This is a genomic window from Candidatus Limnocylindria bacterium (genome assembly GCA_036523395.1).
Taxonomy (GTDB): domain Bacteria; phylum Chloroflexota; class Limnocylindria; order P2-11E; family P2-11E; genus CF-39.
Genome location: DATDEH010000045.1, coordinates 1 through 26,972, shown reverse-complemented (window position 1 = coordinate 26,972; position 26,972 = coordinate 1). Strand labels below are relative to the sequence as shown.

26 protein-coding genes and 1 pseudogene are annotated in these 26,972 nt (G+C 67.8%); 6 read left to right on the top strand and 21 right to left on the bottom strand.

All coding sequences use genetic code 11. The features are described from left to right. Positions 1-21 precede the first annotated feature (21 nt). The 4 genes from VI056_05805 to VI056_05790 all read left to right on the top strand — a co-directional run bounded on the left by VI056_05805 (position 22) and on the right by VI056_05790 (position 3,717). Positions 22-402 carry a hypothetical protein gene (locus tag VI056_05805; GenBank protein HEY6202538.1) on the top strand — a complete coding sequence of 127 codons (381 nt, stop codon included), beginning with the start codon at positions 22-24 and terminating at the stop codon, positions 400-402. 117 nt (positions 403-519) lie between these two features. Continuing rightward, positions 520-1,554: a tyrosine-type recombinase/integrase gene (locus tag VI056_05800; GenBank protein ID HEY6202537.1), complete on the top strand. Its 1,035-nt coding sequence runs from the start codon at positions 520-522 to the stop codon at positions 1,552-1,554. 187 nt (positions 1,555-1,741) lie between these two features. After that, on the top strand, positions 1,742-3,007 hold the full coding sequence (locus VI056_05795; protein ID HEY6202536.1) for an MFS transporter: 1,266 nt from the start codon (positions 1,742-1,744) through the stop codon (positions 3,005-3,007). 137 nt (positions 3,008-3,144) lie between these two features. After that, entirely contained in the window at positions 3,145-3,717 is a 573-nt protein-coding gene (locus tag VI056_05790) for a GNAT family protein (GenBank protein ID HEY6202535.1), read from the top strand. On the opposite strand, the gene VI056_05785 is transcribed toward VI056_05790, so the two are convergent. Then, the gene (locus VI056_05785) at positions 3,714-4,475 is read right to left on the bottom strand and encodes a 3-hydroxybutyrate dehydrogenase (GenBank protein HEY6202534.1); all 762 of its coding nucleotides are present in this window, start codon (positions 4,473-4,475) and stop codon (positions 3,714-3,716) included. The two genes, VI056_05790 and VI056_05785, sit on opposite strands and share 4 nt — an antisense overlap. Before the next feature lie 85 nt (positions 4,476-4,560). Between VI056_05785 and VI056_05780 the strand changes: the two genes are divergently transcribed. Beyond that, positions 4,561-5,094, top strand: a complete 534-nt coding sequence (locus VI056_05780; protein ID HEY6202533.1) for a CHRD domain-containing protein — start codon at positions 4,561-4,563, stop codon at positions 5,092-5,094. Here VI056_05780 and VI056_05775 read toward each other — a convergent pair. From VI056_05775 to asd, 3 genes are read right to left on the bottom strand one after another with little or no spacing between them, the layout of a single operon-like run. Next, the gene (locus VI056_05775) at positions 5,084-5,806 is read right to left on the bottom strand and encodes a hypothetical protein (GenBank protein ID HEY6202532.1); all 723 of its coding nucleotides are present in this window, start codon (positions 5,804-5,806) and stop codon (positions 5,084-5,086) included. The genes VI056_05780 and VI056_05775 overlap by 11 nt on opposite strands. Then, on the bottom strand, positions 5,806-7,149 hold the full coding sequence (locus VI056_05770; protein ID HEY6202531.1) for an MFS transporter: 1,344 nt from the start codon (positions 7,147-7,149) through the stop codon (positions 5,806-5,808). Before VI056_05770 ends, VI056_05775 begins: the two co-directional genes overlap by 1 nt. Then, entirely contained in the window at positions 7,146-8,198 is a 1,053-nt protein-coding gene (gene asd / locus VI056_05765) for an aspartate-semialdehyde dehydrogenase (GenBank protein ID HEY6202530.1), read from the bottom strand. Before asd ends, VI056_05770 begins: the two co-directional genes overlap by 4 nt. Positions 8,199-8,259: 61 nt before the next feature. Here asd and VI056_05760 point away from each other — a divergent pair. Next, a pseudogene (locus VI056_05760) lies at positions 8,260-9,248 on the top strand (LLM class flavin-dependent oxidoreductase). 13 nt (positions 9,249-9,261) lie between these two features. Here the strand turns inward: VI056_05760 and VI056_05755 are convergent. The 17 genes from VI056_05755 to VI056_05675 form a co-directional block, all read right to left on the bottom strand. Then, positions 9,262-10,653, bottom strand: coding sequence for an aspartate kinase (locus tag VI056_05755; GenBank protein HEY6202529.1), 1,392 nt, complete (start codon positions 10,651-10,653; stop codon positions 9,262-9,264). Continuing rightward, positions 10,650-11,609: a homoserine dehydrogenase gene (locus VI056_05750; protein ID HEY6202528.1), complete on the bottom strand. Its 960-nt coding sequence runs from the start codon at positions 11,607-11,609 to the stop codon at positions 10,650-10,652. The genes VI056_05755 and VI056_05750 overlap by 4 nt, the downstream gene beginning before the upstream one ends. Beyond that, positions 11,606-12,388, bottom strand: a complete 783-nt coding sequence (locus VI056_05745; protein HEY6202527.1) for a class I SAM-dependent methyltransferase — start codon at positions 12,386-12,388, stop codon at positions 11,606-11,608. The genes VI056_05750 and VI056_05745 overlap by 4 nt, the downstream gene beginning before the upstream one ends. Further along, positions 12,385-12,888 carry a CinA family protein gene (locus VI056_05740; protein ID HEY6202526.1) on the bottom strand — a complete coding sequence of 168 codons (504 nt, stop codon included), beginning with the start codon at positions 12,886-12,888 and terminating at the stop codon, positions 12,385-12,387. Before VI056_05740 ends, VI056_05745 begins: the two co-directional genes overlap by 4 nt. A gap of 32 nt (positions 12,889-12,920) precedes the next feature. Further along, positions 12,921-13,430 (bottom strand): CDP-alcohol phosphatidyltransferase family protein, encoded by a 510-nt coding sequence (locus tag VI056_05735; GenBank protein HEY6202525.1) that lies wholly within the window; start codon positions 13,428-13,430, stop codon positions 12,921-12,923. Next, positions 13,427-14,593 (bottom strand): RodZ domain-containing protein, encoded by a 1,167-nt coding sequence (locus tag VI056_05730; protein HEY6202524.1) that lies wholly within the window; start codon positions 14,591-14,593, stop codon positions 13,427-13,429. Before VI056_05730 ends, VI056_05735 begins: the two co-directional genes overlap by 4 nt. A 2-nt stretch (positions 14,594-14,595) precedes the next feature. Next, positions 14,596-16,833, bottom strand: a complete 2,238-nt coding sequence (locus tag VI056_05725) for a DNA translocase FtsK 4TM domain-containing protein (protein HEY6202523.1) — start codon at positions 16,831-16,833, stop codon at positions 14,596-14,598. Beyond that, positions 16,830-18,494 carry a ribonuclease J gene (locus tag VI056_05720; GenBank protein HEY6202522.1) on the bottom strand — a complete coding sequence of 555 codons (1,665 nt, stop codon included), beginning with the start codon at positions 18,492-18,494 and terminating at the stop codon, positions 16,830-16,832. The genes VI056_05725 and VI056_05720 overlap by 4 nt, the downstream gene beginning before the upstream one ends. Next, complete coding sequence (locus VI056_05715; protein ID HEY6202521.1) at positions 18,484-19,101, bottom strand: uracil-DNA glycosylase; 618 nt, start codon at positions 19,099-19,101, stop codon at positions 18,484-18,486. The genes VI056_05720 and VI056_05715 overlap by 11 nt, the downstream gene beginning before the upstream one ends. A 9-nt stretch (positions 19,102-19,110) precedes the next feature. Then, positions 19,111-19,797: a class I SAM-dependent methyltransferase gene (locus VI056_05710; protein HEY6202520.1), complete on the bottom strand. Its 687-nt coding sequence runs from the start codon at positions 19,795-19,797 to the stop codon at positions 19,111-19,113. Beyond that, positions 19,797-20,576, bottom strand: a complete 780-nt coding sequence (locus VI056_05705) for a ChbG/HpnK family deacetylase (protein HEY6202519.1) — start codon at positions 20,574-20,576, stop codon at positions 19,797-19,799. The genes VI056_05710 and VI056_05705 overlap by 1 nt, the downstream gene beginning before the upstream one ends. Positions 20,577-20,584: 8 nt before the next feature. Then, positions 20,585-21,295 (bottom strand): glycosyltransferase, encoded by a 711-nt coding sequence (locus VI056_05700; protein ID HEY6202518.1) that lies wholly within the window; start codon positions 21,293-21,295, stop codon positions 20,585-20,587. A 12-nt stretch (positions 21,296-21,307) separates the two neighbouring features. Beyond that, entirely contained in the window at positions 21,308-23,530 is a 2,223-nt protein-coding gene (locus VI056_05695; protein ID HEY6202517.1) for a polyribonucleotide nucleotidyltransferase, read from the bottom strand. 72 nt (positions 23,531-23,602) lie between these two features. Then, on the bottom strand, positions 23,603-23,875 hold the full coding sequence (rpsO, locus tag VI056_05690) for a 30S ribosomal protein S15 (GenBank protein HEY6202516.1): 273 nt from the start codon (positions 23,873-23,875) through the stop codon (positions 23,603-23,605). Positions 23,876-23,945: 70 nt separating this feature from the next. Then, on the bottom strand, positions 23,946-24,869 hold the full coding sequence (locus VI056_05685) for a bifunctional riboflavin kinase/FAD synthetase (GenBank protein ID HEY6202515.1): 924 nt from the start codon (positions 24,867-24,869) through the stop codon (positions 23,946-23,948). 10 nt (positions 24,870-24,879) lie between these two features. Then, positions 24,880-26,388 (bottom strand): glycosyltransferase 87 family protein, encoded by a 1,509-nt coding sequence (locus VI056_05680; GenBank protein HEY6202514.1) that lies wholly within the window; start codon positions 26,386-26,388, stop codon positions 24,880-24,882. After that, positions 26,385-26,972 (bottom strand): tRNA pseudouridine(55) synthase TruB (locus tag VI056_05675; GenBank protein ID HEY6202513.1); only part of this gene is annotated, 588 nt, incomplete at its 5' end. The genes VI056_05680 and VI056_05675, both read right to left, overlap by 4 nt.

Below are 26,972 nucleotides of genomic sequence, written 5' to 3'. Positions count from 1 at the left end.
GCGCGGGGAAGGAGAAAGGCGATGAAACTCGGCGCGCTCTTCAGCTTCAACGCGATCGTCGCGACCATCTTTGGTCTGACCGCTGTGCTGCTCCCCGGTCTGCTCTATTCGACCTATGGCTTGAGATCCGATGCCGGCGCTCAACTCGTGGCGCAGTTCCTTGGCGCTGCATTGCTCAGCGACGTCGTCATCGCCTGGAGCATGCGCAACGTCGAGCCGGGCCCGGTGAGACAAACGCTGACCCTTGCGTTCTTCCTGCAGGGCACGATCGGAGTCCTCATCTCTCTGATCGCGCAGCTCAGCGGCGTCCTGAACGCGTTCGGGTGGGTCAACGTGCTGCTGACGGGGATCTTCGCGGTGGGCTATGGATACTTCCGCTTCGTACAGCCAAACGGAGCATGACTCGCGGCCCACATCTAAGCACCTAGAGACGCGGCGAGTCGACGGATCGACGTTGCCGGGGGAGTCAGTCCAGGCACTTGACGGGTACTACGTTTCCTGTGATGCTTAGCACAAGGAATGAGGATTTCTATTGATTCAGGGGAGGGCTGGCAGGCGCTGCTGGCCTCCGACTATGTCGATCCCCGAGATCTGAAGCCTTCCAGCCCGGTACGGGCTCTGGCCGCGGCCTTCCTGCAGGACTTGCGTGACAAGGGCCGGGGGGAACGGACGATCCCGAAGTACGCCGCGTACCTCCACGATTTCTGCTCGTTCCTCGAGCGGGGCGACAAGAAGGCGCGCATCTCGGATCTCGACATCCGCTCGCTCAAGGCCTACGGGAGCCATCTCACGCGCCGCCAGGCTCGCGGCGGCCTTGCCAAAGGCAAACGGTCGATCTCCGCCGCCACCAAGAACTTGCATCTGATCGCCCTGCGGGGTCTCTTGAAGTTCGGCGCCCTTCTCGATCTGCCGGTCCCGGGGCGCGAAAAGGTCGAGCTCGCCAAGGCATCGCAGCCCAGCCCGGACGCCCGCCACCTGGCCGAGGAGCGCGTGAAGCGCCTCGTCGACGCGTGTGACACATCCACGGACGACGGTGTGCGCGCGCGCGCGCTCATCCAGTTCATGCTCGCGACCGGCTGCCGCGTCTCAGAGGTCATCGGGCTCGATCGACGCCAGCTCGAGCTGTCACGCGAGGCTCGCACGCCGGCGGACGGCATCCGCGTCGTCGACGAGGTGACCGTCCTCGGCAAAGGCAACCGACACCGGCGCGCCTATCTGAGCCCCCCGGCACGCGAATGGCTGCAGCGCTACCTCACGCTCCGTAAGGACAAGGACGGGGCCCTCTTCGTGACGCGTAAGCAGAATGCCGATGGCTCGTACCGCATGACGGTCTGGACGGCTGAACGCATCGTGCGCGACGCGGCTCGGCGTGCGGGACTCGCAGAAGATGTTTCACCACACTGGCTGCGCCACGCCGCGATCACGCTGTGGGCTGCGTCGAGCCTTCCGTCGGCACAGCGCCTCGCTGGTCACCGGCAAATAGCAACGACGCAAAGATATCTGGGAACTAGCGACGCCGAGCTCAAGGCGTTCTACAAGAAGACCGTCGGCTAGCAAGAACTCTGCGGCGTGCAGCGCGCCTGCGTGATCGCCGGTCAGTCGAGCTAAACGCCTCGCATGCGCCCAGACGAAAGCGGGCGCTCGGCGTAGCGTTAGGCGTGATTCAGGGAGGGACACGTGCGTTTACGCGCGCACGGCGGCCCTCCGGGGCCGCCGTGCCGCATTCCGGTAGCCTGCGCGCATCACCCTCACGACGACGACCTCACCGACCGGCACGTCCTTCGCGGCGATGCGCCGTGGCCCCTTCCGCGCGTACTTCACGACCAGCCTGGTCTCGATGATGGCCGACAACGTCGAGCACGTGATCTCGTACTGGGTCATCTTCCAGGCGTTCCACTCCCCTACGCTCGCCGGCTTCGCGGTGATCAGTCACTGGACACCATTTTTGGTGTTGGGCGTGTGGTTCGGCGGTCTTGCCGATCGCTACGACTGCCGCAAGATCATCATCGCGTCGCAGGTCGCGTTCATCGCGGCCTCGCTCGCGTGGGCCGTGCTCTTCCTGACCGGCACATTGCAGACCTGGCATGCCGTGGTGCTGCTCATCATCCATGGTCTTGCCGGTGCGCTGTGGTCGCCGGCCGGCCAGCTGGTCGTCCAGGACATCGTCGGACACGATGAGCTGCAGAGCGGCGTGCGACTCGCCGCCACCGGTCGCAGCGTCGGCATCCTGTTCGGCCCGGCTGTTGGCGGTGCGCTGCTGCTTGGGCTCGGCCCGGCGTATGGCCTGATGGCGAACGCATTCCTGTATCTGCCGATGACGATCTGGCTTCTTCGCACGCCGTACACGGGCCACGTCCGGATCCGCGCGAACGCCGAAAGCGCTCGGCTGTCGCTCGCGGACGCGGTTCGAACGCTGCGCGAGATCTCGGGCAATCGCGGGATCCTGGTCATGACCGCGCTCGCCGGCCTCAGCTCCTTGTTCATCGGTAACGCGTATCAGGCGCAAATGCCCGAGTTCGCGGCGCGGTTCGGCTCCGCGCAGGATGAGATCACGTACAGCGTGCTGCTCACCGCGAACGCGGCGGGCTCGGTCCTCGGCGGTTTCGGTCTGGAGGCGCTTTCGTTCTTCCGCCAGCCGCGCATCCGGATCGCGGTGCTCCTCGCACTGGCATGGGGCGCCTCGATCCTCGTCTTTGCCATCACCCCGCTCTACGCGATCGCGGTGTTGGCCCTCCTCGTCGGTGGCGTGCTGAACATCGGATTCACCTCGATGGCGCAGGCCTACGTGCAGCTCGAGGCGCCACCATCCCGTCGCGGGCGCGTCCTCGGCCTCTTCAGCATGTCGTGGAGCGGGCTGCGGGTCGGCAGCGGCGTTACCGTCGGGATCCTCGGCGCGTTCATCGGCATCCAGTACTCTCTCGCGCTGAGCGCGCTCGCGTTCCTCGCGGTCGGCGTGGCGCTGCTCGTGTACGCGCAGGGACGCGCTCGCGCAGCGGTGACCGCTTAAGCGCGATCAACGCACTGGAGTTTCGAAATGCCGATCAAGAGCCAGGCACAGCGTCGCAAGTTCGCGGAGCTTCGGTCCAGGTCGAGGACAACAGGGAAGAAGTCGACTCGGGCGCGCTGAGCTAGCGATCAACTCCGATGCGAACACTCGAGACGGACCGGCTGATCATCCGCGCCTTCGTCCTCGAGGACGCCGACACGGTCTCGCGACTGCTCGACGCCGCCTTCGGCCCCGGCTCATACGGGTCGGCGGACGAGAAGCGTGTACGGCGACGGGTGATGTTCGAGTACGCGGTCGCCGCTGACGCTGGGCTCGCGCTTCTGCATCAGCCACCGTACGGCGATCGGGCGATCGTAAAGCGCGAGAGCAATGAGCTCATCGGCTCGGTCGGATTCGCGCCGTGCCTGATGCCGTTCGGGCAGCTGCCGTCATTCGAGCCCACGACGCGCTTCACTTCGGAGATCGGCCTCTTCTGGGCGCTCTTTCCGGAACACTGGGGCCACGGCTACGCCACCGAGGCGGCCGCGGCGATGATCGCGTATGCGTTCGGCCAGCTCCGGCTGCGACGCATCGTCGCAACGACCGAGAACGACAACACCAGATCGATGAACGTCATGCGCCGTCTCGGTACGCGGCTGGAGCGAAATCCTCAGGACCAGCCCGAGTGGTTCCAGACCGTGGGGATCCTCGACAACCCAGACGAGACCTAGCGCGCCGTCCACCCCGCGTCGATGACCTGCGTCGCACCGGTGATCCCACTCGCATCGTCCGAACACAGGAAGCGCACGTACGCGGCGACCTCGGACGGCTCGAGCAGGCGCTTGAGCGCGGCGGGCGCGAGCATGATGTCGCGGACCACCGCGTCCTCGCTGATCCCGTGCACCTTCGCCTGATCCGCGATCTGCTTCTCGACCAGGGGCGTGCGCACGTATGACGGACACACCACGTTCACGGTCACGCCTTTCTGGGCCGCTTCGAGCGCGACGGCTTTCGTGAAACCGACCAGCCCGTGCTTCGCGGCGACATAGGCGGACTTGTACGGTGATGCGACGAGGCCGTGCACCGACGCGATGTTCACGATCCGACCCCAAGCCTTCGCGTACATGTGCGGCAGCGCCGCGCGCGTCAGGTAGAAGGCGCCGAACAGCATGATGTGGACGAGTCGCTCCCAGGTGTCCACCGGGAACTCCTCCACGGGTGCGACGTGCTGCAGTCCCGCGTTGTTCACCAGGATGTCGACGCCACCAAAGTCACGGACCGCGCGAGCCACGAGCGCATCGCAGTCCGCCTGTTTCGCGATATCGGCGCGCTGGAACGCTCCGGTCGAGAGGCCCGCGGTGACGCGCTCGCCCTCCTCGACACTTACGTCGGCGCAGAGCACACGTGCACCCTGCTGCGCGAGATCCGTCGCGATGGCGCGGCCGATCCCGCTGGCGGCTCCTGTGACGATCGCAGCGCGTCCCTTCAACGGAGGCGGAGTCTATGTTCTGACCCGATCCTGCCGGCGCCGCGTACCAATTCCCTGGCGGTCAGCGCCAAAAAGGGAGGATCAGATGCGGAATCGGCGTTGGTTCGGCGCGCTCATCTTCGTGATTCCCGTCGTGCTCGCCGCAGCTACGTTCGCGGTCGCAGGCGACGGCGGCAAGAGCCACTCCAAGGCGGACAATTTGACCGGATACCAAGAGTCGGCGCCGGTGCCGATCTCGACGACAGGCACAGGTTCATTTGAAGCAAGCTTGAACGGTGCGGGCGACGAGATCAGCTACACGTTGACGTATAGCGACCTCGAGGGTGTGGCCAACAATGGGGTCGTCACCCAGGCGCACATCCACTTCGGTCAGCGCGGGATCAGCGGCGGCGTCATCGCCTTCCTGTGCGGCGGTTCCACCAAGCCGGCGTGCCCAGCCTCACCCGCCACGGTCACCGGCACGATCAGAGCCGCCGACATCATCGGGCCGGGCGCTCAGGGTATCGAGCCAGGGTCGTTCGACGAGGCTGTCCGCGCGCTCCGAGCCGGCATGGTCTACGCCAACGTGCACACGACGCGCTGGCTGAGCGGCGAGATCCGCGGCCAGGTCAACGGGTGAAGAACGCGACCGGATCGAGCTCGACGCCAGACGGCAGCGCCACGACTGACGCGATCACGTTCGCCGTCACGCCTCGGTCGTAGAACGTGCGCCACGATGACGCGCCGTCGCCGATCGTCTTGAAGAGCGGCGCGCCGGTCACGACGCGGTCGCCGTCCTTCGCGATGAGCTCCGTGTCCACATCGAGCGCTCCGGGACGGAAGATGACCCGCCGGTCGGCTGACTCGAGCGTGATGTACGGAAAGAACGGCAGGCCCGGAAAGATCGAATCGACGCGCACCTGACCATCGATGAATTGATAGCGGCGCACGGCCACCGTCCCCGCGAAGGGCGCGGTGTACGTGTAGCCGACCGGCGCACGCAGCGCGGCGTAGCGCTTTCCGCTGTTGCTGTACGCGGTGGCCGTGAGCGGGTCGGACGTCGCGCTCGGTGACGGTGTCGGTGTTGGCGTCGCGGGGACGGAGGTCGGTGAGAGCGTCGGCGATAGAGAGGGCGTCGCGGAAGGCGGTGGTGGCGGCGTCGCCGTCGCGATCGCTGCGGCAGTCGCCGCGGGCGCCGCGGGCGACGATGTGGCTTGTGTCGCGCTCCCCTGCCCTGTGGCGAACTGGCTGATGACGAACGCGGCGCCGAGGACGCTCATTCCGAGCCCGACGCCGATCGCGGCATTGCCGATGGTCTGCAGCGCCGAACGAGCCTCCGGCGAGAGCCCCATTACGCCGCGACCGGTCCCGCGATCTCTTCCAGGGAACGTCCCTTCGTCTCTTCAGCGAGCAGCCACACGTTCAGCGCCGTGATCACGAGGAGCACAACGAACATGACGAAGACACCGGTCTGGCCGAACTGCGGGATCGCGACAAGCACCGGCGTGAGAAACGGACCGATGATCCCGCCGATGCGTCCGACCGATGCGGCGACACCAGCGCCGGTCGCGCGTACGGCGGTGGGGTACAGCTCTGGGGAATACGTGTAGACGACCCCCCACGCCCCGAGGTTGAAGAACGACAGGAGCGCGAGCGCCACGAAAGCGATCGTCCCGGTGTCGGACGTCCCGAATAGCAGAGCCGCGGCAGCCGTACCGACGAGGTATGTGACGAGCGTTGGCTTGCGGCCCCAGCGTTCCACGAGCCAGGCGGCGCTGAAGTAGCCGGGGATCTGCGCGATCGTCGAGAGGAAGAAGAACTCGTTGCTTCGCACCTCGGTCAGCCCGCGCGCGGCGAGGAGCGATGGGACGTACAGAAAGATCCCGTAGTACGTGAAGGTGATGCCGAACCAAAGGATCCACAGCATCGCGGTGCGCCGCGCATACGCCGGACTCCACAGCTGCGCGATGCTCGTGCGCCCCGAGCGCATCGGCGCGATGGCCGCACCGAGGGTGAGCAGCGCTCCCCCACCCGCGCGCTCGACGCGACGCACGATCGCGTCGGCCTCCGCGCTGCGGCCGCGCTCCGCGAGGTAGCGCGGAGACTCGGGCAGCGCGGATCGCAGGTACGCGACATACAGGGCTGGCAGCGCGGCGACGAGGAACGCGCCGCGCCAGCCGAACTGAGGAAGGCCGAAGATCGCGACCAGGCCGGCGGCCAGCGTGCCGTACGCCCAGAACGATTCGAGGAGCACGATCATCCGACCGCGCTGCGCTCGCGGCGAGAACTCGGAGACGAGCGTCGCGACGACCGGTAGCTCGCCGCCGAGGCCGAGTCCGGCGACGATGCGCGCCGCGAGCAGCGTCTCGAAGGTCGGTGCCAGTGCCGACAGCACCGCACCGATCGAGAAGAGCACCAGCGTCGCCTGGAAGATGATCCGGCGTCCGTAGCGGTCGGCCAGGCGCCCGGAGATCGCGGCGCCGAGGAACATCCCGACGAACCCCGAGCTCGCGACGAGTCCGACCTGCGCGGGAGCGAGCGTGAACTCCTTGGTGATCGGCGCGACGAGGAAACCGATGAGCAGGACGTCCATCGCGTCGAACATCCAGCCGAAGCCGCTCGTGATGAGCAGCCGCCAGTGAAAGCCATTGAGCGGCACGCGGTCGAGTCGCGCGACGAATGTCTCTGCGCTCATGCGCCGAGACAGCCCTCCGCCGCGAGCAGCTCGGCGTTCAGCACTGACGCGCCGGCCGCGCCGCGGATCGTGTTGTGGCCGAGCACGACGAACTTCATGCCCAGCACCGGATCCTCGCGCACACGCCCGACGACGAGGGACATCCCGTTCCCGGCCATGCGGTCGCGCACCGGCTGCGGCCGGTCGCGCTCATCGCGCACGACGATCGGCTGCTGCGGCGCGCTCGGCAGGCCCAGCTCCTGCGGGCGTCCCTTGAACGCACGCATCGCCTGTGCGACATCGCGCGCGCCAGGACGTCCGCGCAGCGCGACGCTGACCGTGACGGTGTGGCCGTCACGCACGCTCACGCGGTTGCAGTGCGCGGAGAACGGGAACTGCGCGTCCTTGAACACCTTGCCGTCCCATGACCCCAGGAACTTCTTCGTCTCCTGCTCCATCTTCTCTTCTTCCTCGCCGATGAAGGGAACGACGTTGTCGAGGGCATCGAGTGACGGCACGCCGGGGTAGCCGGCTCCGGAGAGCGCCTGGAGCGTCGTCACGACCGCGCGCTCGATGCCGAACGCGCGATGGAGCGGAGCCGCAGCGAGCGTGAACGTGATCGCGGAGCAGTTCCCGTTCGTCACGATCGAGCCGGTCCAGCCGCGCCTCCTCCGCTGGAGCTCGAGCGCATTCGCGTGCTCGGGATTGACCTCGGCGATGATGAGCGGGACGTCCTCGTCCATGCGGTGTGTCTTCACGTTGGAGAACACGTGGTGGCCGGCTTTGGCCAGCGCGGACTCCCACTGCTCGGCGGCCTCGCTGGGCAGCGCGGAGAAGCAGATCTCGGCGTCGACTTCAGGTCGCGTCGCTTCGAGCTGCATGTCGGCGATCGCGGCGGGCATGTCCTCGCCGAAGTGCCAGGGCGTGACGTCGCCGTAGCGCTTGCCCGCGTTGCGATCTGAGGTGGTGAGCGCGGCCAGCTCGAACCACGGGTGGTCGGCAAGCAGGCTGATGAAGCGCTGCCCGACCGTGCCGGTGGCGCCGAGGACCGCGACCTTTCGCTTGCGCACGCCGGTAGTGTGCGGCATCGGATCGGAATAATCCCGCACCATTTGCGTTGAGTCGTGCACGATGCAGATCGGGATCGACAGCTTCGCGCTCGCCTATGACGACGCCAGCTCTGCGCTCCGGCCGGCCGACCACATGCGGAACCTCCTCGATCAGATGGAGTACGCGGACCAGGTCGGCCTCGACGTCTTCGGCATCGGCGAGCACCACCGGAAAGAGTTCCTCGACTCCGCGCCGTCGGTGATCCTCGCCGCGGCGGCCGCGCGCACCAAGCGCATCCGGCTCACGAGCGCCGTGGCCGTCCTGAGCGCGGTCGATCCGGTGCGATTGTTCGAACAGTTCGCCACGCTCGATCTCATCTCGCAGGGCCGGACCGAGATGGTCGTCGGCCGGGGCTCGTTCGTCGACGCGTTCCCGCTCTTCGGTCTCGACCTGAGTGACTACGACGAGCTCTACGCGGAGAAGCTCGAGCTTCTGCTCAAGCTCCGCGATGATGAACATCCGCAGTGGTCCGGCAAGTTCCGGCCTGCCCTTACCGGACAGGGCGTCTACCCGAGGCCCATGCAGGAGCGACTGCCCATCTGGGTCGGCGTCGGCGGGACTCCGCAGTCGTTCGTCCGCGCCGGGCTGCTCGGTCTTCCACTCATGGTCGCGATCATCGGCGGGGAGACCCACCGCTTCCGTCCGCTCGTCGATCTCTATCGCGAGGCGGGACGGCGAGCGGGTTTCTCCGCGGACCAGCTGAAGGTCGGGATGCACGCGCTCGGCTACGTCGCGAACACGACGAAGGAGGCCGGCGCGGCTGGGCGCCGATGACACGGCCCCAGTTCGATTCGCAGCTCACACCGAAGGGCGCCTGGCTCCTCGGCACACCCGAAGAAGTGGCCGAGAAGATCCTGCGCCACAGCGAGGCGCTCGGCGGGATCACGCGCGTCACGTTCCAGATGAACGCCGCCTCGGGGCCGCACGAGAAGCTCCTGCACGCGACCGAATTGCTCGGTGCCAGGGTCGCGCCCATCCTGCGCAAGGAGCTCGCGCCTGCCGCCTCCTGACCCGACCTCGGGTCTAGCTGCGGTGGAACTCCTCGTGGACCGCGCGCACCGCCTTGTCGCGCTCGCCGTCCGCGACCACGAACGAGATGTTCAGCTCGCTCGAGCCCTGCGCGATCGCCATGACGTTCACGCCGGCGCGGCCGAGCGCTCCGAACACGCGCGCCGCCACGCCAGGCGTGCCGCGCATCCCCTCCCCCACCGCGGCGACGATCGCGACGGGCGCCTCGACGCTCACCCGCTCGACGTCATGACGCCTGAGCTCCGCGCTGAACATGCGCTCGAGCGCCGGTCGGAGGCGCTCGGCGCCATCCGCGGGCACGACGAGGCAGATCGAGTTCTCGCTTGAGGACTGGCTGATCATCAGCACGTTCACGCGCTCGGCCGCGGTCGTGTCGAACACGCGGGCCGCGAACCCGGGAACGCCGCTCATGCCGGCGCCCTGCACCGTGAGAAGACCCAGCCCTCCGAGGGACGTCGTCGCCTTGACGACGCTGCCGTCGAACACCGGGTCACCGGTGATCGTCGTCCCCGGATGCTCTGGGGCGAAGGTGTTGAGGATGCGGACGGGGATGTGCGCTTCGATCGCCGGCAACACGGTGCGCGGGTGGATCACCTTCGCGCCGAAGTACGAGAGCTCCGCCGCTTCCGCATACGAAACGCGCTCGAGCGATTTCGCGCCGCGCACGATCCGCGGATCCGCGCTCATGACGCCGTTCACGTCGGTGTAGATGAGGAGCACGTCGGCGTTGACGGCCGCGGCGAGCACTGCTGCGGAGTAATCCGAGCCGCCGCGCCCCAGCGTCGTCGTGACGCCGTCCGCGGTGGAGGCGACGTACCCGGTGATCACGGGCGTTACTCCGTCCTTGAGCAGCGGAAGGACGTCCTGGTGCACGCGCACCCTCGTCTCGTCGAGCAGCGGATTCGCGTGACCGAACGCATCGTCCGTGATGAGCAGGCCCTCTGCTGACAGCGACTTCGCCTTCGTACCCTTCGCGGTGAGAAGGGCTGAAACGATCGGCGCGGAGATCTTCTCGCCGTAGCTCACGATCGCGTCGAGGCTCCGCGCCGTGCATTCGCGGAGGATCGCGACGCTGCGCAGCAGCGAGATCGTCCGCTCCGTGAGGTCCGTGATCTCGCCGAGCACGTCGCCACCGCCCACGCCGAGGAGATCGGCGACGAGGTTCGCATGCGCTTTCGCGAGGTCGTTCACGATGCGCTCGGCCACCGAGGCCTCGCCGTTCGCCGCCTCGCGCGCCGCGGTGTGCAGCGCGTCGGTGGTCCCCGCTGTCGCGGAGACGACGACGACCCGGTCGCCCCTGGTGTCGCCGACGATGCGCGCCACGCTCTCGAGGGCAGTCGGCGAGGCGACGGACGTCCCGCCGAACTTGAGGACGGTGCGCGTCAACGCATGGCCCGGGCGATGGCGATCACGTCGCCGAGTATGGCCGAGGCGGTCGCGTCACCGCCCGCGCCCGGTCCGCTGAAGACGAGCCGGCCCGCGAGGTCGGTCTCGATCGTCACCACGTTCGTGGGCCCATCGGCGGCGCCTTCGGGCGAGCTCGCCGGTACCTCTTCGGGACCGACACGGGCCTTCGTGGCGCGCTCGCCAAAGTCCGCCGTCGCGAGGTAGCGCACCTTCTTCTCGCGCGTCGCCGCGGCACTGACCGTGTCCGCCGATAGCCCGCGCAGGGTCGTACGCCGCACGTTGTCGGGGTGGAAGTGCCGCCCCTCGAGGAGGCTGATGAGGATCGAGAGCTTGTACGCGGCATCGAAGCCATCGACGTCCGCTGTGGGATCGGCCTCGGCGTAGCCCTTCGCGATCGCCTCCTCGAGCGCCGCGTCGAACCCGAGTCCGGACTCCATGCGGGAGCAGATGTAGGTCGTCGTGCCGTTCAGCAGGCCCCGCACCACACGAGGGCGCGAGGCCGCGAGCATGCGCGTGCCGGCGATGAGCGGGATCGCCGCCGCGACCGCGGCCTCGAAACGCAGCTCGCGCTTAGCGAGCTTCGCGGCTTCGTGCAGCGCGTTCCATTCCTTGGCGACGAGCTCCTTGTTCGCGGTGACAACGTGGCGTCCGCGCTCGAACGCCGCGAGCTGCAGATCGCGCGCTGGCGAGGTGCCGCCGATGACCTCGATGACGATGTGGACGTTCGGGTCCTCGAGGAGCCGGAAAGGGTCGGTCGTCACGGCAAGGTCACCGGCGTCGCGCGCCTTACGCCGGTCGCGCACGGCGGCGCCGACGAGCCGGAGCGGGCGACCGGCGGCCGTATCGAGGCGCTTCCCGCGATCGGCGAACGCGCGCGCGACGGCCGAGCCGACCGTACCGAGACCGAGCAGCGCGACGCCGACGGGAGTGCTCAAGCGAGCGGTCTCCCCCATACCACGTCGGCGGCGATGCTCCGGCGGACGAGGCCGTCGGCATCGAGCGCGACTAATTTACGGACGCCGTCGTCGAAGGCCGCGGCCCGAGTCGCTCCGATGCGCACCCGCGCGAGCGAGCTATGGGAGTGCAACGCTCGCACGTAGGCTTCAAGCGGCTGCGCGAATTGCATCGGAACCTGCTCGCGGCCAACGACGGCGAACAGTCCGCGACGCTCGAGTTCGGCGATCACGTCGAATTCACGCCACGTCTTGCCGTAGACCGAATACTCCTGGAACAGCGCTACGAGGCGCTCGTGCCATGGCGCGTGGCGGTCATCGACGTCGAGCACCGCGAAGAATGCCTTGGGCGTCAGCGTGCGTGCCAGCCGCGGCAACATCGTGTCCCAATCCATCCAATGCAGGCTCGAACCTGCGGTCGCGAGACCGTACGGTGGATCCAGCTCGACGGTCTCGGCGCGGCCAGGAAGCCAACGGATGTTCCGATGACTGTCACCGTCGAGCCGGCGGCCTTCGGCGAGCATTGCGTTGGACGGATCGATCGCGTCGACACGGTCGGCACGCGACGCGATCGCGCGTGCGATAGGACCGGTGCCTGCGCCGAGATCGAGCACGACTGGACGATCGCGGTCGATGAGACGCGCGAGCAGGTCGAATGTCGCGGGTGGATAGGGCGCGCGGAACGCATACTCGCGCACGACATCGGGATCCTCGAACGCGGCGGCATGCTCCGGAGCGAAGAACGATGGGCGGGTGGTCATGCGATCGCGTCTTCAAGGAGGTCCAGCGCGGCGCCGACGCTCGCGAGGCGATTGCCGGTGCGGTCGAAGGTCCATTGATGCTTCTTCACCGCGCTGTGCTTCTCGCTGTCGACGGCCACATACGTGAGACCGACCGGCTTGCCCGGCATCGCGCCGCCGGGTCCGGAGATACCGGTGATGCCTAGGCCGATCTTCGCGGCGAGCCGCTCTCGCGCACCACGCGCGAGAGCGCCGGCAACGACGGACGAGACCGCACCGTGCGAATGGATGAGTTGTGGCGGGACGTCGGCGAGGATCTCCTTCGCCTCATTGCTGTAGACGACGGCGCCGCCGCGAAAATACGCGCTCGATCCCCCGTGCGCGGTAAGGACCGCACCCAGCAGACCGCCGGTGCATGACTCCGCGGCGGCCACCGTGAGCTTCCGGCGCCGCAGCTTTTCATGAAGCGCGGCCATGCGCGCGACGAGCTCATCGAGCGTCGGCGCGACCTTCTTCGCCACGTGTGAAGGTTAGGCGAGTCACGACAGGTCGATCAGGTGGGGCGCGTGTCGAAGTACCGGGGCAAAGTGACCAAACTCACGAGGAACGCCAGTCCGACGAGCGCGGCGCCGGCGACAGGCCATGGGCGCTCGCCGACGATGATCAGAGCGACTCCGATCATCTGTGCCGCAGTCTTGATCTTCGCCAGGCGGTCCGCGGGGAGTGGAGCGCCTCGCGCGAACGCGCGCACTCGGACAAGCGCCACGACGCCCTCGCGCAGGACGGTGAGTGCGGTGACGACTGCGACCGGCCATCCGCTCCCGACGGCGGTCAGCCCGAGCAGCGTTCCGATGACGAGGACCTTGTCTGCAAGCGGGTCGAGCAGGGCGCCACGCGCACTGGTGTTGCCGGAGCGCCGCGCAAGCAACCCGTCGACAGCGTCCGAAGCCGCGGCCAGCACGAACAGCCCCAGAGCGAGCACGTGTTCGTCGGCGGCGATCGCCCACACGATCGGGACGACAGCAACGGCGCGGAACCCCGTCAGTGCGGTCGCGGCGGTCACTGGGCGGTGTAGACGCGCTCCACGACCTCGCCCTGCTGTCCGAGCGCGACGGCGGGCTGGCCGTTGTAGCTCACCATGGTCGCCGCGCCGTTCCCGGAACGGAGACGCACTTCGCGGCCGGTGTAGGTCGCGGTCTCGCCTTCCTTGAACACGCGGCCGGTCCCCGGGACGACGGTGCCGTCCACGGTCGCCTGCAGCCACGCTTCGCCACCCTTGAGCGTCACGTTCACGACGGCGGCGGTGTATGCAACGGTCACCGCGCGCGACTCGGTGGTGGTAGCGCCGGCGGCGTTCCGCGCGACGATGTTGATCGTCTGCTGACCGGCGGGATACGTGAAACGGATCTCGAAGAGGCGCGCGGGGCTGATCGGAAGCTGCACGCCGTTCACAGTGAGAGCGGTGACGGTCGGGTCAAAGCGGCCGCGCACCAGGACCTGAGCATTCGTGAATGTCGCCCCGTTGGCTGGTTCTTCGACGATGAGCAGCGGCTGTCCCGGCGAGCTCGCGGCAGACGTGTCCAAACGCACGGTCCGCGATGCGCGTCCGACCTTGCCTGTGACGTCGAGCACTTCCACGATGATGTGATTCGAGCCAGGGTTCAGCTGCACGTTGACGGAGAAGGTCCCATCGGAGTTCGGATGGATGTCCGCGACGGTCAGCGGCCCAGGGAATACCTGGACCGTGACGCGGCCTTCGGGAACGGTGCGGCCCTTCACGACGAAGTCGGCGCTCTGTGCGATCGCATCCGACGCGGGCTCGGTCACTTCGATCTTCGGAGGGACGGCGAACGACACGAACTGGTAATAGAGGTAACCCACGAACAACGCGATGCCCGCGAGCACCACCACCGGCACGAGCACGGCTGGCGTGAAGATGAGGCTTCGCCGCGCGATCGGGTTGAGCGGTTTGAAGGTGCGTGGCGCGTCAGGCAGGTCGCGTTCCTGATGGAACTGCACGACGAGCTCTTCGGTGGGGAGTTCGAGGTACTCGGCGTAGTTGCGAAGGAAGCCCTTCGTGTACACCGTGCCGGGCAGCGTCTGATAGTCGCTGTCCTCGAGCGCTTTCAGGAACTTCTCGCGGATGTGCGTGTCGGAGGCGGCCTGCTCCAGCGTGATGCCTTTCTTCTCACGCTGCGCGCGAAGCGTTTCGCCGAGCCGCGCCATCGCTACTCCTCGCCTGGTCGGGCTGAGCCGTACACCTCACGGAACTTGCCCGGCCCGCGGTCGGGCCCGACGACGCCGTTCCGCTCCATGATGTCGATGAGCCTGCCGGCGCGCGCGAACCCGATGGTCATCTTGCGTTGCAGCATCGAGACCGATGCCTTGCCCTCGTGGCGGATGATCTCGACCGCCTCCTCGTAACGCTCGTCCTCGATGTCCTCGCCGTCGGACTCGCGTCGAGTGAGGCGATCCGGCCCCTCGATCACCTTCGCGTGGCGGTCGTACGACGTTCCACTCTGCAGCGTCCAGTGCCGGCTGATGAGCTGGATCTCGTGATCCGACACGTAGACGCCCTGCGCCCGGATCGGCTTCGCGAGGTCAGGCCGCAGCACGAGCATGTCGCCACGTCCGAGGAGCTTCTCCGCGCCGGTCATGTCGATGATGGTGCGCGAGTCGACGGCGGAGGCGGTAGCAAACGCGATACGAGCCGGGATGTTCGCTTTGATGAGGCCGGTGATGACGTCGACCGACGGCCGCTGGGTCCCCAGGACGAGGTGGATGCCGGTCGCGCGTGCCAGCTGCGCGACGCGGGTGATCTGCTTCTCCACCTGGATGGGCGCCTGGAGCATCAGATCGGCGAGCTCGTCGATGACGAACACGACGTACGGGATGCGGTCCGAGCCGGTGTGCTTCTCGTTGTACTGGCCGATGTTGCGGGAGCTCGTCCGCGCGAACAGCCGGTACCGCCGGTCCATCTCCCCGACGACCCAGAACAGGGCGTTGAGGATCTTGTCCGCGTCGGTCATGACCGGTGCGATCAGGTGCGGCACGTCGCCGAACGCGGTGAAGTCGACCCGCTTGAGGTCGCCGATGAGCAGCCGCACGTCGTCGGGCGTCGCGTTGAGGAGGAGGCTGCAGAGGATCGAGCTGATGTTGACGCTCTTGCCGGAGCCCGTTTGCCCCGCGACGAGCAGGTGCGGCATCGCGCCGAGGTCGAGCACGATCGGCGCGCCGGCGACATCGCGCCCGAGCGCGACCGTCAGCTTGGAGGGCGAGCCCCGGAAGATCGCCGTCTCGACGACGTCGCGCAGCGACACCAGACCCACCGCGATGTTCGGGACCTCGATGCCGACGACGCTCTTGCCGGGGATCGGCGCTTCGATGCGGAGCGTGCGTGCGGCGAGCGCGAGCGCGAGGTTGTCGTTGAGCGACTCGACGCGCGAGAGGAGGATGCCCGGCGCGATCTTCAGCTCGTAGCGCGTGACGACGGGCCCAGGCGTGACCTCGACGACCTTCGCGGCGATGTTGAAATGCGCGAGCGTCTGCTCGATGACCTCGGCGCTCCTCCGGATCTCGCTGCTGGTCCCGGCGTGGCCCGCGTCGCCCAGGCCGAGCAGGTCGAGAGGCGGGAGCGTCCAGTTCCGGTCGGCCTTGGCGTGGAGCACGCCCTCGACGGCCACGTTCTTGTCTGGCAGCCCGGCGATCGAGGGAGTGAACGCGCCTTCTGGCGCCGAGGACGCCTCGTCCGTCTCGGGTGGAGGAAGGAGCCGCAGGGCGGGTTTGAGGGGCTGAGCGGCCCCCTTGGGGCGCAGGGCGGGCATGTTGATCCGGAGCGGCGGGGCGGGCTCCTCCACCGGCGCCAGCTCGACCTCGTCCTCGTCGACACCGCGTCCGAAGCGTCCGGCCGTGCCGCCAGGCAGGCTGACGCCCGCCCGGAGGGCGCTGCGTCGCTCCCAGGCCGGCCTGATCAGGTCGCCGAGGGTCCGGTTCGCCGTGATGACGACGCCGACGAGGAGAAGCGCAATGAGTGCGATAGGACCGCCGACATCGCCGAACGCGCCGGTCGCGATGTTCGCGACGGTCGCGCCGACCACGCCGCCCGCGCCCTCACCGATGGCGGGCTCGCCGCGCTGGTAATGCTGCGCGATCGCGAGGAGAGCGATGAACACGAGCGCTCCGCCAGAGATGGGGATGATCGCGCTGCGTCGCATGAGACCGAACCAGAGCTCGGCCGCGAGCGCGCCAAGCACGAAGGGGACGGCGAACGCGCCCCAACCGAGGAGCGACACCAGGAACGAGCGCCACCAGTGCAGCACCGCGCCCTGGTCCGCGATGATCGCCACGATCGAGAGCACGGCGAACGCGAGCAGCGCGATGGCGCCGACCTCGTTGCGGATGCGCGGGTCGACCGCCGAGACCGCACCACGCTGCGGCTGGCGGCGCGACACCCTGCGCGCGCTCATACCTGCATGATCACCGGCAGCACCATCGGCCGGCGCTTCGTGCGCTCGTACAGATACGCCGTGACGCTGTTGTGGATCGAATCGCGAAGCGTCGCGACTTCCGCGAGGTGCTCGCCGGTCTGTGCCTCGCCGAGGCCGTCGAGGATGCGCTGCTTGGTCCGCTCGACGATGTCATTCGCGTCCTCTTCAGGCACGAAGCCTTTCGTGACGATGTCCGGGCCGGCGATGACCTTGCCGGTCTGGCGCTCGATGGTGAGCACGACGAGGAAGATGCCGTCGCTGCCGATCGACCAGCGATCGCGCATCACTGACTGGCTCACGTCGCCCACGCCGAGACCGTCGACGTATACGACGCCGGACACGACCTTCTCGCCAAGACGCGCGCCACGCTCGTCGATCTCGATCGAGTCGCCGTTGGTGATGACGAAGGCGTTCCCAGCGGCCACACCGAGGTCGATCGCGATGCGCGCGTGGCGCACCAGCATCCGGTACTCGCCGTGGACCGGGATGAAGTACTTGGGTCGCAGGATGTTGAGGAGGAGCTTGAGCTCCTCCTGGCTCGCGTGTCCAGATACGTGCGGCCGCACGCCGGCGTCGTAGATCACCTCGGCGCCGAGCTTGAAGAGGTTGTCGACGGTGCGGCTCACGAGCTCCTCGTTGCCCGGGATCGGCGTCGCGGACATGACGACGGTGTCGCCGTCCTTCACCACGACGTGGCGATGGTCGCCGAGCGCCATGCGCGACAGCGCGCTCGTGGGCTCGCCCTGGCTGCCGGTGGTGATGATGCAGATCTCGTGGTCAGGGAGTTTGTCGATCTCCTTTGGCTGGATGAGCGAGCCCTCGGGGAACGCGAGGTAGCCAAGCTCGCGCGCGGTCCGGGTGTAGTTCTCCATCGAGCGTCCGATGATCGCGGTGCGCCGACCCCACGCCGCCGCGACGTCGACGATCTGCTTGATGCGCGAGATGTTCGACGCGAACGTCGTCGTGATGACTCGGCCGGGCGCGCGCGACATGATCGTGTCGAGCAGGTCACCGACGTGGCGCTCCGACTGCGTGTACCCCGCGACCTCGGCGCGCGTCGAGTCGGACAGCAGGAGAAGCACGCCGTGCGCGGCGATCTCGGAGAGCCGCGCGAAGTCGGTCTGCTTCCCGTCGACCGGCGTGTGGTCGAACTTCCAGTCGCCGGAATGCACGATGGTCCCGTAGCGGGTCTCGATCGTCAGACCGACCGCGTCGGGGATGCTGTGGCAGACGTAATAGGAGTCGCACTGGAACGGACCCACCGTGAACGGCGTCCCGGGCGTGATCTCGATCGCGCTGACCTTATCGGCGAGCTTGTGCTCCCGTAGCTTGGTCCGCATGAGACCCAGAGTGAGTTTGGTGCCGTAGACCGAGACGTCCGGAAGATCGCGGAGCACGTACGGCAGAGCGCCCATGTGGTCCTCGTGCGCGTGCGTGAGCACGATGCCGCGCACCTTGGCCTTGTTCTGCCTCAGGTACGAGATGTCGGGGATGACGAGATCGATGCCGAGCATCTCCTCGTCTGGGAACATCAGACCGGCGTCGACGACGACGATGTCGTTGCCCTGCTCGATCGCGAGCATGTTCTTGCCGATCTCGCCGACCCCGCCGAGCGGGATCACCCGCAGCTTAGTTGCCAAAGAGCGTCATCTGATCCACGGCCTTCTTCTCGGCGGCCGCAGGCTCCTTCGCCACCGGCTGCGTCGCCAGCAACTGTGCGAGGGCGGCGAAGTCGCCCGTGAGCGCGCCGCGCAGCGCGGGCTGGTGGAGCGCCGCGGCCGGGTGATACACGGGGAAGATCACGAGGCCGTCGACCTTGCGCGCGCGCCCATGGATCCGTGAGATCGACTCACCGGGCAGGAACTTCCCCATCGCGTGACGGCCAAGCGTCACGATGACGCGCGGCTTCAGCAGGGCGAGGTGACGCCGAAGCCAGACGTCGCAGGCGCTGACCTCCTCCGGCAGCGGATCGCGGTTCTCGGGTGGACGGTGCCGCACCACGTTGGTGATGAACACCTTGCTGCGGTCCAGACCGATCTCGGACAGGAGCTCGTCGAGCAGCTGGCCGGCGGCTCCGACGAACGGCCGGCCCTGGAGATCCTCGTTGTATCCGGGCGCTTCGCCGAGGAAGAAGATCCCGGAGTCGGCGGTTCCCTCCCCGGGCACGGCCTGTCGTGCGCTCCGGTGAAGGGGACAGGCCGTGCATGCCCGGATCTCGTCCGCGAGCATGCGCAGGTCGTCTTGCATTCGCGCTGATTATGTCGCGCTCACGGCTTTCGTAGGGGCCTTTCTCGCCAGATACAGCACGTCCGTGTAGATGCGCTTGGGCATCTCGACGACATCCACGACGAATCCCGCGCGCTGGAACATGGCGAGCGCCTCCGCCCGCGACGGGAAATAGAACCGCTCGCGTCCGCCTTGCGTGAAGCCCAAGCTGACGGTGACCAGCTCCTGGCCGTACGTGAGCGCGTAACGCGGATCGAGCCGGCGTTCCTGCGCCTTCACCACCAGCGGACCGCCCTCCCCGAGAGCGGCGGCTGCGTTGCGCAGCACGCTCTCCTGCATCTCGAACGGAAGGAGGTAGAGGACGTCCACGATCGTCACCGCGTCGCAGCGCGGCGGCGTGTCCAGGGCGATGTCGCCGACCTCGAACCTGAGCCACTGCGTGTCCTGGATCGCGCCCCGCGCGACGTCGATCTTCTTCGGATCGAGATCGATGCCGAGCACGCGCCGCGTCGGGGATGCCTCGCGGAGCACGCACGCGAACAGGCCGTGGCCGCAGCCGAGGTCGACGATGAAGCCCTTCTTCGGGACGTACCGCTCGACCACCGCGAGGTCCGACAGGAACGCTCGACCGTGCACGAAAAGACGAGCGCCGATCGGCGCGCTCGCGTAACGGCGCAGCGCGCGCCCGAGAGCACCGGTCGCGGTCGCGCCAGGCATCAGTGCACCCGCCAGATCACGCCGCTCGCAAGCGCCGTGCGCAGCAGAGGATCGGTGAGCAGGGCGAGATCATCCGCGCGCTCCTCGACGAGCACATCGCGCGTCCGGAGGTCGTCGTCGACGTACCCGGGATGCGCCGATAGCTCTCCCAGCCCGCCGTAGGCGGCGAGGAGCGCAACGCCGGCGGCGTCGAGGCGCGGGTGCTGCGACGTGAGATCGACGTACCAGGATGGTCCACCCAGGCCGCGAAGCGCGAGCTCCGAGATGAGCGAGGCCGCGTGCAATGACGCGGCCTTGACCTGTGGGCGGAGGCGCGGCGCTCGCGCACGGCGTACCCAGCGCACGCCGAGCTCGCGGGCGACGTGTCCGACGACGAGCGCGACTGGCGGCATCAGGTGGACGTGCCGATGCGAGTCCCACGCCAGCGCCGGGACGCCCCAGGCCCGGGCTCGAGCCGCCTGCGCCCGAAGCTCCGCGGCCAGCTCCTTCGCACGGACCCGCCCGGTGAAGAGACGGCGGGTGAACTCCGGCAGCGGATAGAAGCGGCCGTCCTCATCACACAGCGATGGCACGGCCGCAGGATCGCTCGCCGGCCGGCCGCCGACGAGATCGATGTGCAGGCCGACCTCCAGATCCGGCTCCGCCAGGGCCAGGGCCGCGGACTCCTCTGCCGCTTCGAACGTCACCAGGAGCGACGTCGAGCGCACCACACCACGCCGGTGGGCCTCGAGGATGCCGCGCGTCACCCCCGCGCTGAGGCCGAGGTCGTCAGCGGTCACGATGACGCTCAACCGTACCGGCCCAGGACGTCGTTCACGCGGATGCGTATGAGGTCCCGAATCATCCGCGGCGCCTGCGCGGCGAAATTGATGCTCGTCTCGTGGTCCTGCACCAGCGCGAAGGGGATCTCGCGGACGCGGTAGCGCGCGCGGCGCGCGAGAAAGAGGACCTCCGCGTCGAACGCGAAGCCGTGAAGTCGCTGTCGGTGGAACAGGTCCTTCGCCGCCTCCGCCGTGTATGCCTTTCCGCCGCACTGCGTGTCCTGCACATCGGTGGGCACGAGCGCGTGCACGCACGCCCGGAAACCGCTGCCCATGAGGCGTCGCCACCACGGCCGCCGCACGACAGAGCCAGGAACGTAACGGGACGCGATGGCGATGTCGGCGCCATCGTCGATCACGCGCAGGAACCTGTCGATGATCTCCACGGGGATCGTGAGATCGGAATCGAGGAAGACGATCGGGTCGCCAGTTGCGCTCTGCACACCGGCGCGCACCGCGGAGCCCTTTCCGCGGTGCGGCAGCGGGAGGTAGCGATAGGTGAGACCGGACTGCGGAAGAGCGGCCATCGCGTCGGCGAACGCCTCGCCGGTGCGATCGGTCGAACCGTCGTCCGCCACGATGATCTCCGCGGCCATCCCACGGTCGCTGAAGTATTCCGCGCATGCGGCGAGGCTCGCCGCGATACGGCGAGCCTCGTTATAGGCCGGGAGAACCAGTGAGAGCAGCGGCTACCTGCGAGGCGGACCGCTCCGCCGGAAGCCTCCCCCACCACCACCGGGTCCGCCGGGGCGGAACCCACCACGGTCGCCGCCCTCGCGGTCGTTGAACCGTGCGCGTTCCGCACGCTGCCGCTCCTCGAATCCGTTGCCGTCCTCGTTCACGGCGCGCATCGAGAGGTTGACGCGCCCCTGGCGGTCGACTTCGGCGACCTTCACCTGGACCTTGTCGCCGACCTTCACGACGTCCTCGATGCGGTTGACTCGATCGTTCGAGATCTCGGAGATGCGCACGAGACCTTCCTTGCCTGGCAGGTACTCGACGAACGCTCCGATCGACATGATGCGCGTGACCTTGCCATCGAAGACCTCGCCGACCTCGGGCTCCCTCGTGAGGCCCTGGATCATCTGCTTGGCCTTCTCGCGGCCCTCGGCCTTGGCGCCGGTGATGCGCACCGTGCCGTCGTCCTCGAGCTCGATGTTGGTCCCGGTCTCGCTCTGGATCGCGCGGATCATCTTGCCGCCGGGGCCGATGACCTCGCGGATCTTGTCCGGGTGGATCTTGATCGTCTCGATGCGCGGCGCCCAGAACGACAGCTCCGCACGTGGCGCCGGCAGGACGTCCTGCATCGCCTTCAGGATGAACAGGCGAGCCTCGCGGGCCTGCGCGAAGGCCTCGCGCATGATCTCGAGCGAAATGCCCTTGATCTTGATGTCCATCTGCAGTGCGGTGATGCCCTTGGCGGAGCCGCAGACCTTGAAGTCCATGTCTCCGTAGTGGTCCTCGAGCCCCTGGATGTCGGTGAGGATCGTGTACCTCTTGCCCGAGGTCACCAGACCCATCGCGATGCCCGCGATCATCTCCTTGATCGGAACCCCGGCGTCCATGAGCGACAGCGTGGACCCGCAGGTCGACGCCATCGACGACGAGCCGTTCGACTCGAGCGTCTCGCTGACGACGCGGATCGTGTACGGGAATTCGTCCTTCGTCGGGAGGACCGGGAGCAGAGCACGCTCGGCGAGCGCGCCGTGGCCGATCTCGCGACGGCCGGCGCCACGCATCATCCGCACCTCACCGACCGAGTACGGCGGGAAGTTGTAGTGATGCATGTAGCGCTTGGTGTCCACCGGCGACAGCGTGTCGATGATCTGCTCATCGCCCGTCGGTCCAAGGGTCGTGACCGAGAGGACCTGCGTCTGCCCGCGCGTGAACAGGCCCGAGCCATGCGTGCGTGGCAGGACGCCGACCTCGATCGAGAGCGGACGGATCGTCGTCCGGTCGCGGCCATCTGGCCGCATGTTCTCTTCGGTGACCGCGCGGCGAAATTCTTCCTCGAGGATCGTCTCGTAGGTCGCCGCAACTTCCTCGGCGAGAACAAGGCTGCCCTCGCTGACGAACTGCGCGACCGCTTCCGCCTTGAGGAGATCGAGCCCCGTCTCGCGCTGTGCCTTGTCCGGATTGCGGAGCTTGGCGTGAATGCGCTCCTTGAGGAACGCGACGACAGGCGCGAGCTTGGCCGTGTTGTCGGGAGACGGGGCGATCTGGAGCTTCGGCTTGCCGACGGCGCGCCCGAGCTCCTCCTGCGCCTCGCACAGCTCCTTGATGCCTTCCTGGGCGAGCGCGAGAGCGTCGACGAGGAAGTCCTCGGTCACCTGACGCGCGCCGGCCTCGATCATCATGATCGAGTCGCGCGTCCCGGCCACGAGGAGGTCGAGATCGCTCTCTTCCATCTGCTGGATGGTCGGGTTGAGCGTGAGCTTGCCACCGACCGTGCCGACGCGAACGCATCCGATCGGCCCTTCGAAGGGCGCGTCCGAGATCGTGAGCGCGGCGGACGCGGCGTTGACGACCAGGACGTCGTAGTCGTTCTCCTGGTCAGCGGACCACGCCGACGCGACGATCTGCACGTCGTTCTTGAATCCCTTTGGGAAGAGCGGGCGGATGGGCCGATCCGTGAGACGGGCGGTGAGGATGCCCTCCTCCGACGGACGACCCTCGCGGCGCGGGAACGATCCGGGGATCTTCCCCGCAGCGTACAGGCGCTCCTCGAAGTCCACCGTGAGCGGGAAGAAGTCGATCCCCGGCCGCGTGGTCTTCGCGACCGTGGCCGCGGCGAACACGATCGTGTCGCCGTAGCGCACCGTGACGGCTCCGCCCGCCTGCTTTGCAAATTTGCCTGTTTCGAAGACGAGCGGTTTGCCGTTGATGGTTGCCTGGGCTTGCGTGACTGGCATGTGTTGTTTGGGGTGCGCCTCTAAGAAAAGACCCAGGGCTGGCCCTGGGTCATCCGCGCTCTCGCGGCCTCGCTATCGCCGCAGTCCGAGTCGCCCGATGATCTCTTGGTAACGCTCGGGTGATCTCTGGTGCAGGTAAGCGAGGAGCCGCCGCCGCTGTCCGACCATCTGGAGCAGGCCGCGACGACTGGAATTGTCGTGGCGGGCCGCGCGTAGGTGTTCGGTCAGATGCTTGATGCGCTGCGTGAGGACCGCGATCTGGACCTCCGGCGAACCGGTGTCTTTCTCGTCGCGTCGGTAGGTCTCGATGAGCTCACGCTTGGATGTCGTCGTAGCGGGCGGCACCCACTGTCCTTTCTCTGATCCGTAGATCTTGTTTTGTGGTCGAAAGTGTACCCGACGAGGTGACCATCCGTCACGAACGTCCGCGCAGTGCCTCGCGGGTCGCCTCGACATCGCGCGCGATCTGCTGGCTGAGCTCCGCGGCGCTCGCGAAGCGCAGCTCATCGCGTAGGCGCTTCACGAAGGCGGCCTCGATCGTGTCGCCGTAGGCGTCGCCCTTCCAGTCGAGCAGGAATGCCTCGAGCACCCGATCCCCGCCGCCGAACGTCGGCCTGACCCCAAGGCTCGCTGCCGCTGGCACGCGTTGCTCGTTCACCGTCGCCCACATCGCATAGATGCCATCCCGCGGCAGCAGGCGTTCGCGCGTCACCGCGAGGTTCATCGTTGGGTAGCCGAGCGCGCGGCCGCGCTTGTCGCCGTGCACGACCGTGCCCGTCACCGCATACGAGCGCCCGAGAAGCCGGGCGGCGCCGTCGACGTCTCCGGCGAGCAGAGCGTTTCGTATCCGCGTCGAGCTCACGATCTCGCCGTCAAGCTTCACCGGCGGCGCGACGACCACCTCGAAGCCGTACCTCGGTCCGGCCGAGGCGAGGGTCCTGACGTTCCCACCGCGTTCGTGCCCGAACTGGAAGTCCTCGCCGATGAAGATCTGGCGCACCGCGCCCGCATCGGCGAGTCGATGGATGAACTCGTCGGCAGTGAGCGCGGCGAACTGCTTCGTGAAATGGAAGACCACGACATCGTCTGCTCCGGCGGCGTGGAGGAGACGCGCTCTTTCGTCGACGTCAGAGAGCGCGGACGGCGGCGCTCCGGGAGCGAGCGCCTGTATAGGGAGCGGGTCGAACGTCGCGGCGAGCGCTCTGCCGCCCTGCTGCGCTGCGCGCGCCGCGGTCTGTCGGATGAGCGCCTGATGACCGAGGTGGACGCCGTCGAAGACGCCGATCGCGATGGAGAGTGGGCCGCGCGGCCATCCGTCGAAGTCGCTCAGCACGCTCACGCGGTGAAAACTAGTCGACCGACCTCCCTGCCGGCGCTGGCACCGGCTCTAGGGGAAGGTCGCCCGTGCTCGCGGGTCCCTCCGCTGCCGGGGTCGCGACCGGCAGCGGCCCCGCCGCTGCCGCGGCGGCCGGGTCCCGCTCCGCGCTGGCGCGCTCGAGGGTTTGTCGCATGCGTATCCGTCTCTTCGCCGGCACCCTCGCCTCCGCCGTGAGGAATATCGCCGGCGTGGCCACGGCGAGGATGTAGCCGAGGTAGTTCCCTTGGAAATAGCGACCGAAGAAGAGGAATGCGAGCAGCGTCAGCGCATAACCCGTGAGCAGCGTCGCGAGCGTCGGACGCTTCCAGAGCTTCCACATCCACCAGACCGCGATCGGCGTCGCGACCGCGATCTCGATCGCGGCGAATGGGAAGTCCGCCTGCCGGAACTCGATCACACCGAGAGCGAGGAGGATCGCCGAGAAGCCCATGCCCGAGATCGGATAGGTCCAGGCCGCGCCGCCGGCGTTGTAGCGCACGACGTCGTCATAGAAAGCAGCGAAGTCATTGATGAGGAACGGCAGGAACGTGATGGCCAGGAAGAGCGTCGCCGGCCACAGCGGCCCCCAGAGCGCATCCCGTGCCTCGCGGAGCGTGCGCGGCCGGCGAGTGGCGAGGAGCCACACCGCGACGAACGGCATGATGAAGACAGCGTGCAGCTTGGCCGCCGCTGCGATCGCGATCGCGAGCGGTCCCAGCGTCCGGCGTTCGCGTTGCAGGAGCACGAGTCCCGCGAAGAGGAACAGCAGCACAAAGAAGTCGTTCCGACCCTCGACGACGAACGGGAAGAGCTGCGGGTTGAGCGCGATGAGCGCGACAAGGGCGAGGCGGTTGTCCACGCGACGCGCGAGGAGCGGCACGACCGCAAGGGTCGCGACAAACGCCGGCAGGTACAGGTAGCGCTGATCCCAAAAGAGCCCGACCTTGTCGAACAGCCACACGAACGGCGTCGTGATGAGGAACAGGAACGGGAAATACGTGAGGTGATACAGCGCGGGGTTGTTCACCATCGGCCAGTAGTAGAGCGGCGTGTCGAGGTAGTCGGCGACGTATGGGTTCTGTCCGAGGAGGAGCTTCCGCGCAGCCCACTCGATCATCAGCGCGCCGTCATGGATGTAGGTGTACGGCTTCCCCGTCTCGCGCAACACGATCGAGACGAGGGTCGGCACGATGACGAAGACAGCGACGATCGACGCGAGATGGATCGCTCGCTGACGAGACGTGAACGCGGCGCCCCAGCGGTGATCGCGCATCGCATACGCGATCGGCAGGACGCCGCACGCGATCAGGAAAAGCATGTCGGCGCCGAACGGGAAGAGCTGCCAGAGCGGCACGTCGGTCGTCGCCGCGACGGTCGTGTGGTTCCCGAACAGCAGCAACCAGTTTGCCGTCCCGACCGCGCTCACGACCTTCGCGTCGAGCGACAGCTCGCGCCATGCCTGGAGAGCAGCGCGGGCGAAACGTTCTGCCGCCTTGATCACGTGGGTCCCCCCGCAGGGACGAGTCTACCGGCGGGCTCGTCGAGATACCGGCGAGGCAGCTCGATGATGGAGTCGTTCATCACGCGCAGTCGCGCGGCCGCGGCATCGCGGCCGGCGGCGCGCAACGCCTCGATCCCCGTCGCGTCGGCGATATCGAGCCCGCCGATCGCGAGGCGCCGCAGCGCGGCCAGGTGCGCGGCCGACCCGAGCGCCCGACCGAGATCGCGTGCCATCGATCGAACGTACGTGCCGCTTCCGCAGACGATCAGGAGGCGAACGTCCGGTGGATTCCATTCGATCATCTCGAGTCTGTAGACCTGCACCTCGCGCGCCGCGAGCTCGACCGCTTCCCCACTCCGCGCACGCGAATACGCCGTCCGACCTCTGACCTTTACCGCAGCGTACGCGGGCGGGATCTGCCGTATGGCGCCGCGTAATGGAACGAGACCCGCCTCGATGCCGGTCGCGTGGATGGGCGCCGCTGCGCTGCGCGTTGGCTCGCCTTCCCGGTCGTCGGTCGCCGTCTCGCTACCGAAGCGCACGAGCGCGTCGTACACCTTCGGTGCGGTGTGAAGACGCTCGGT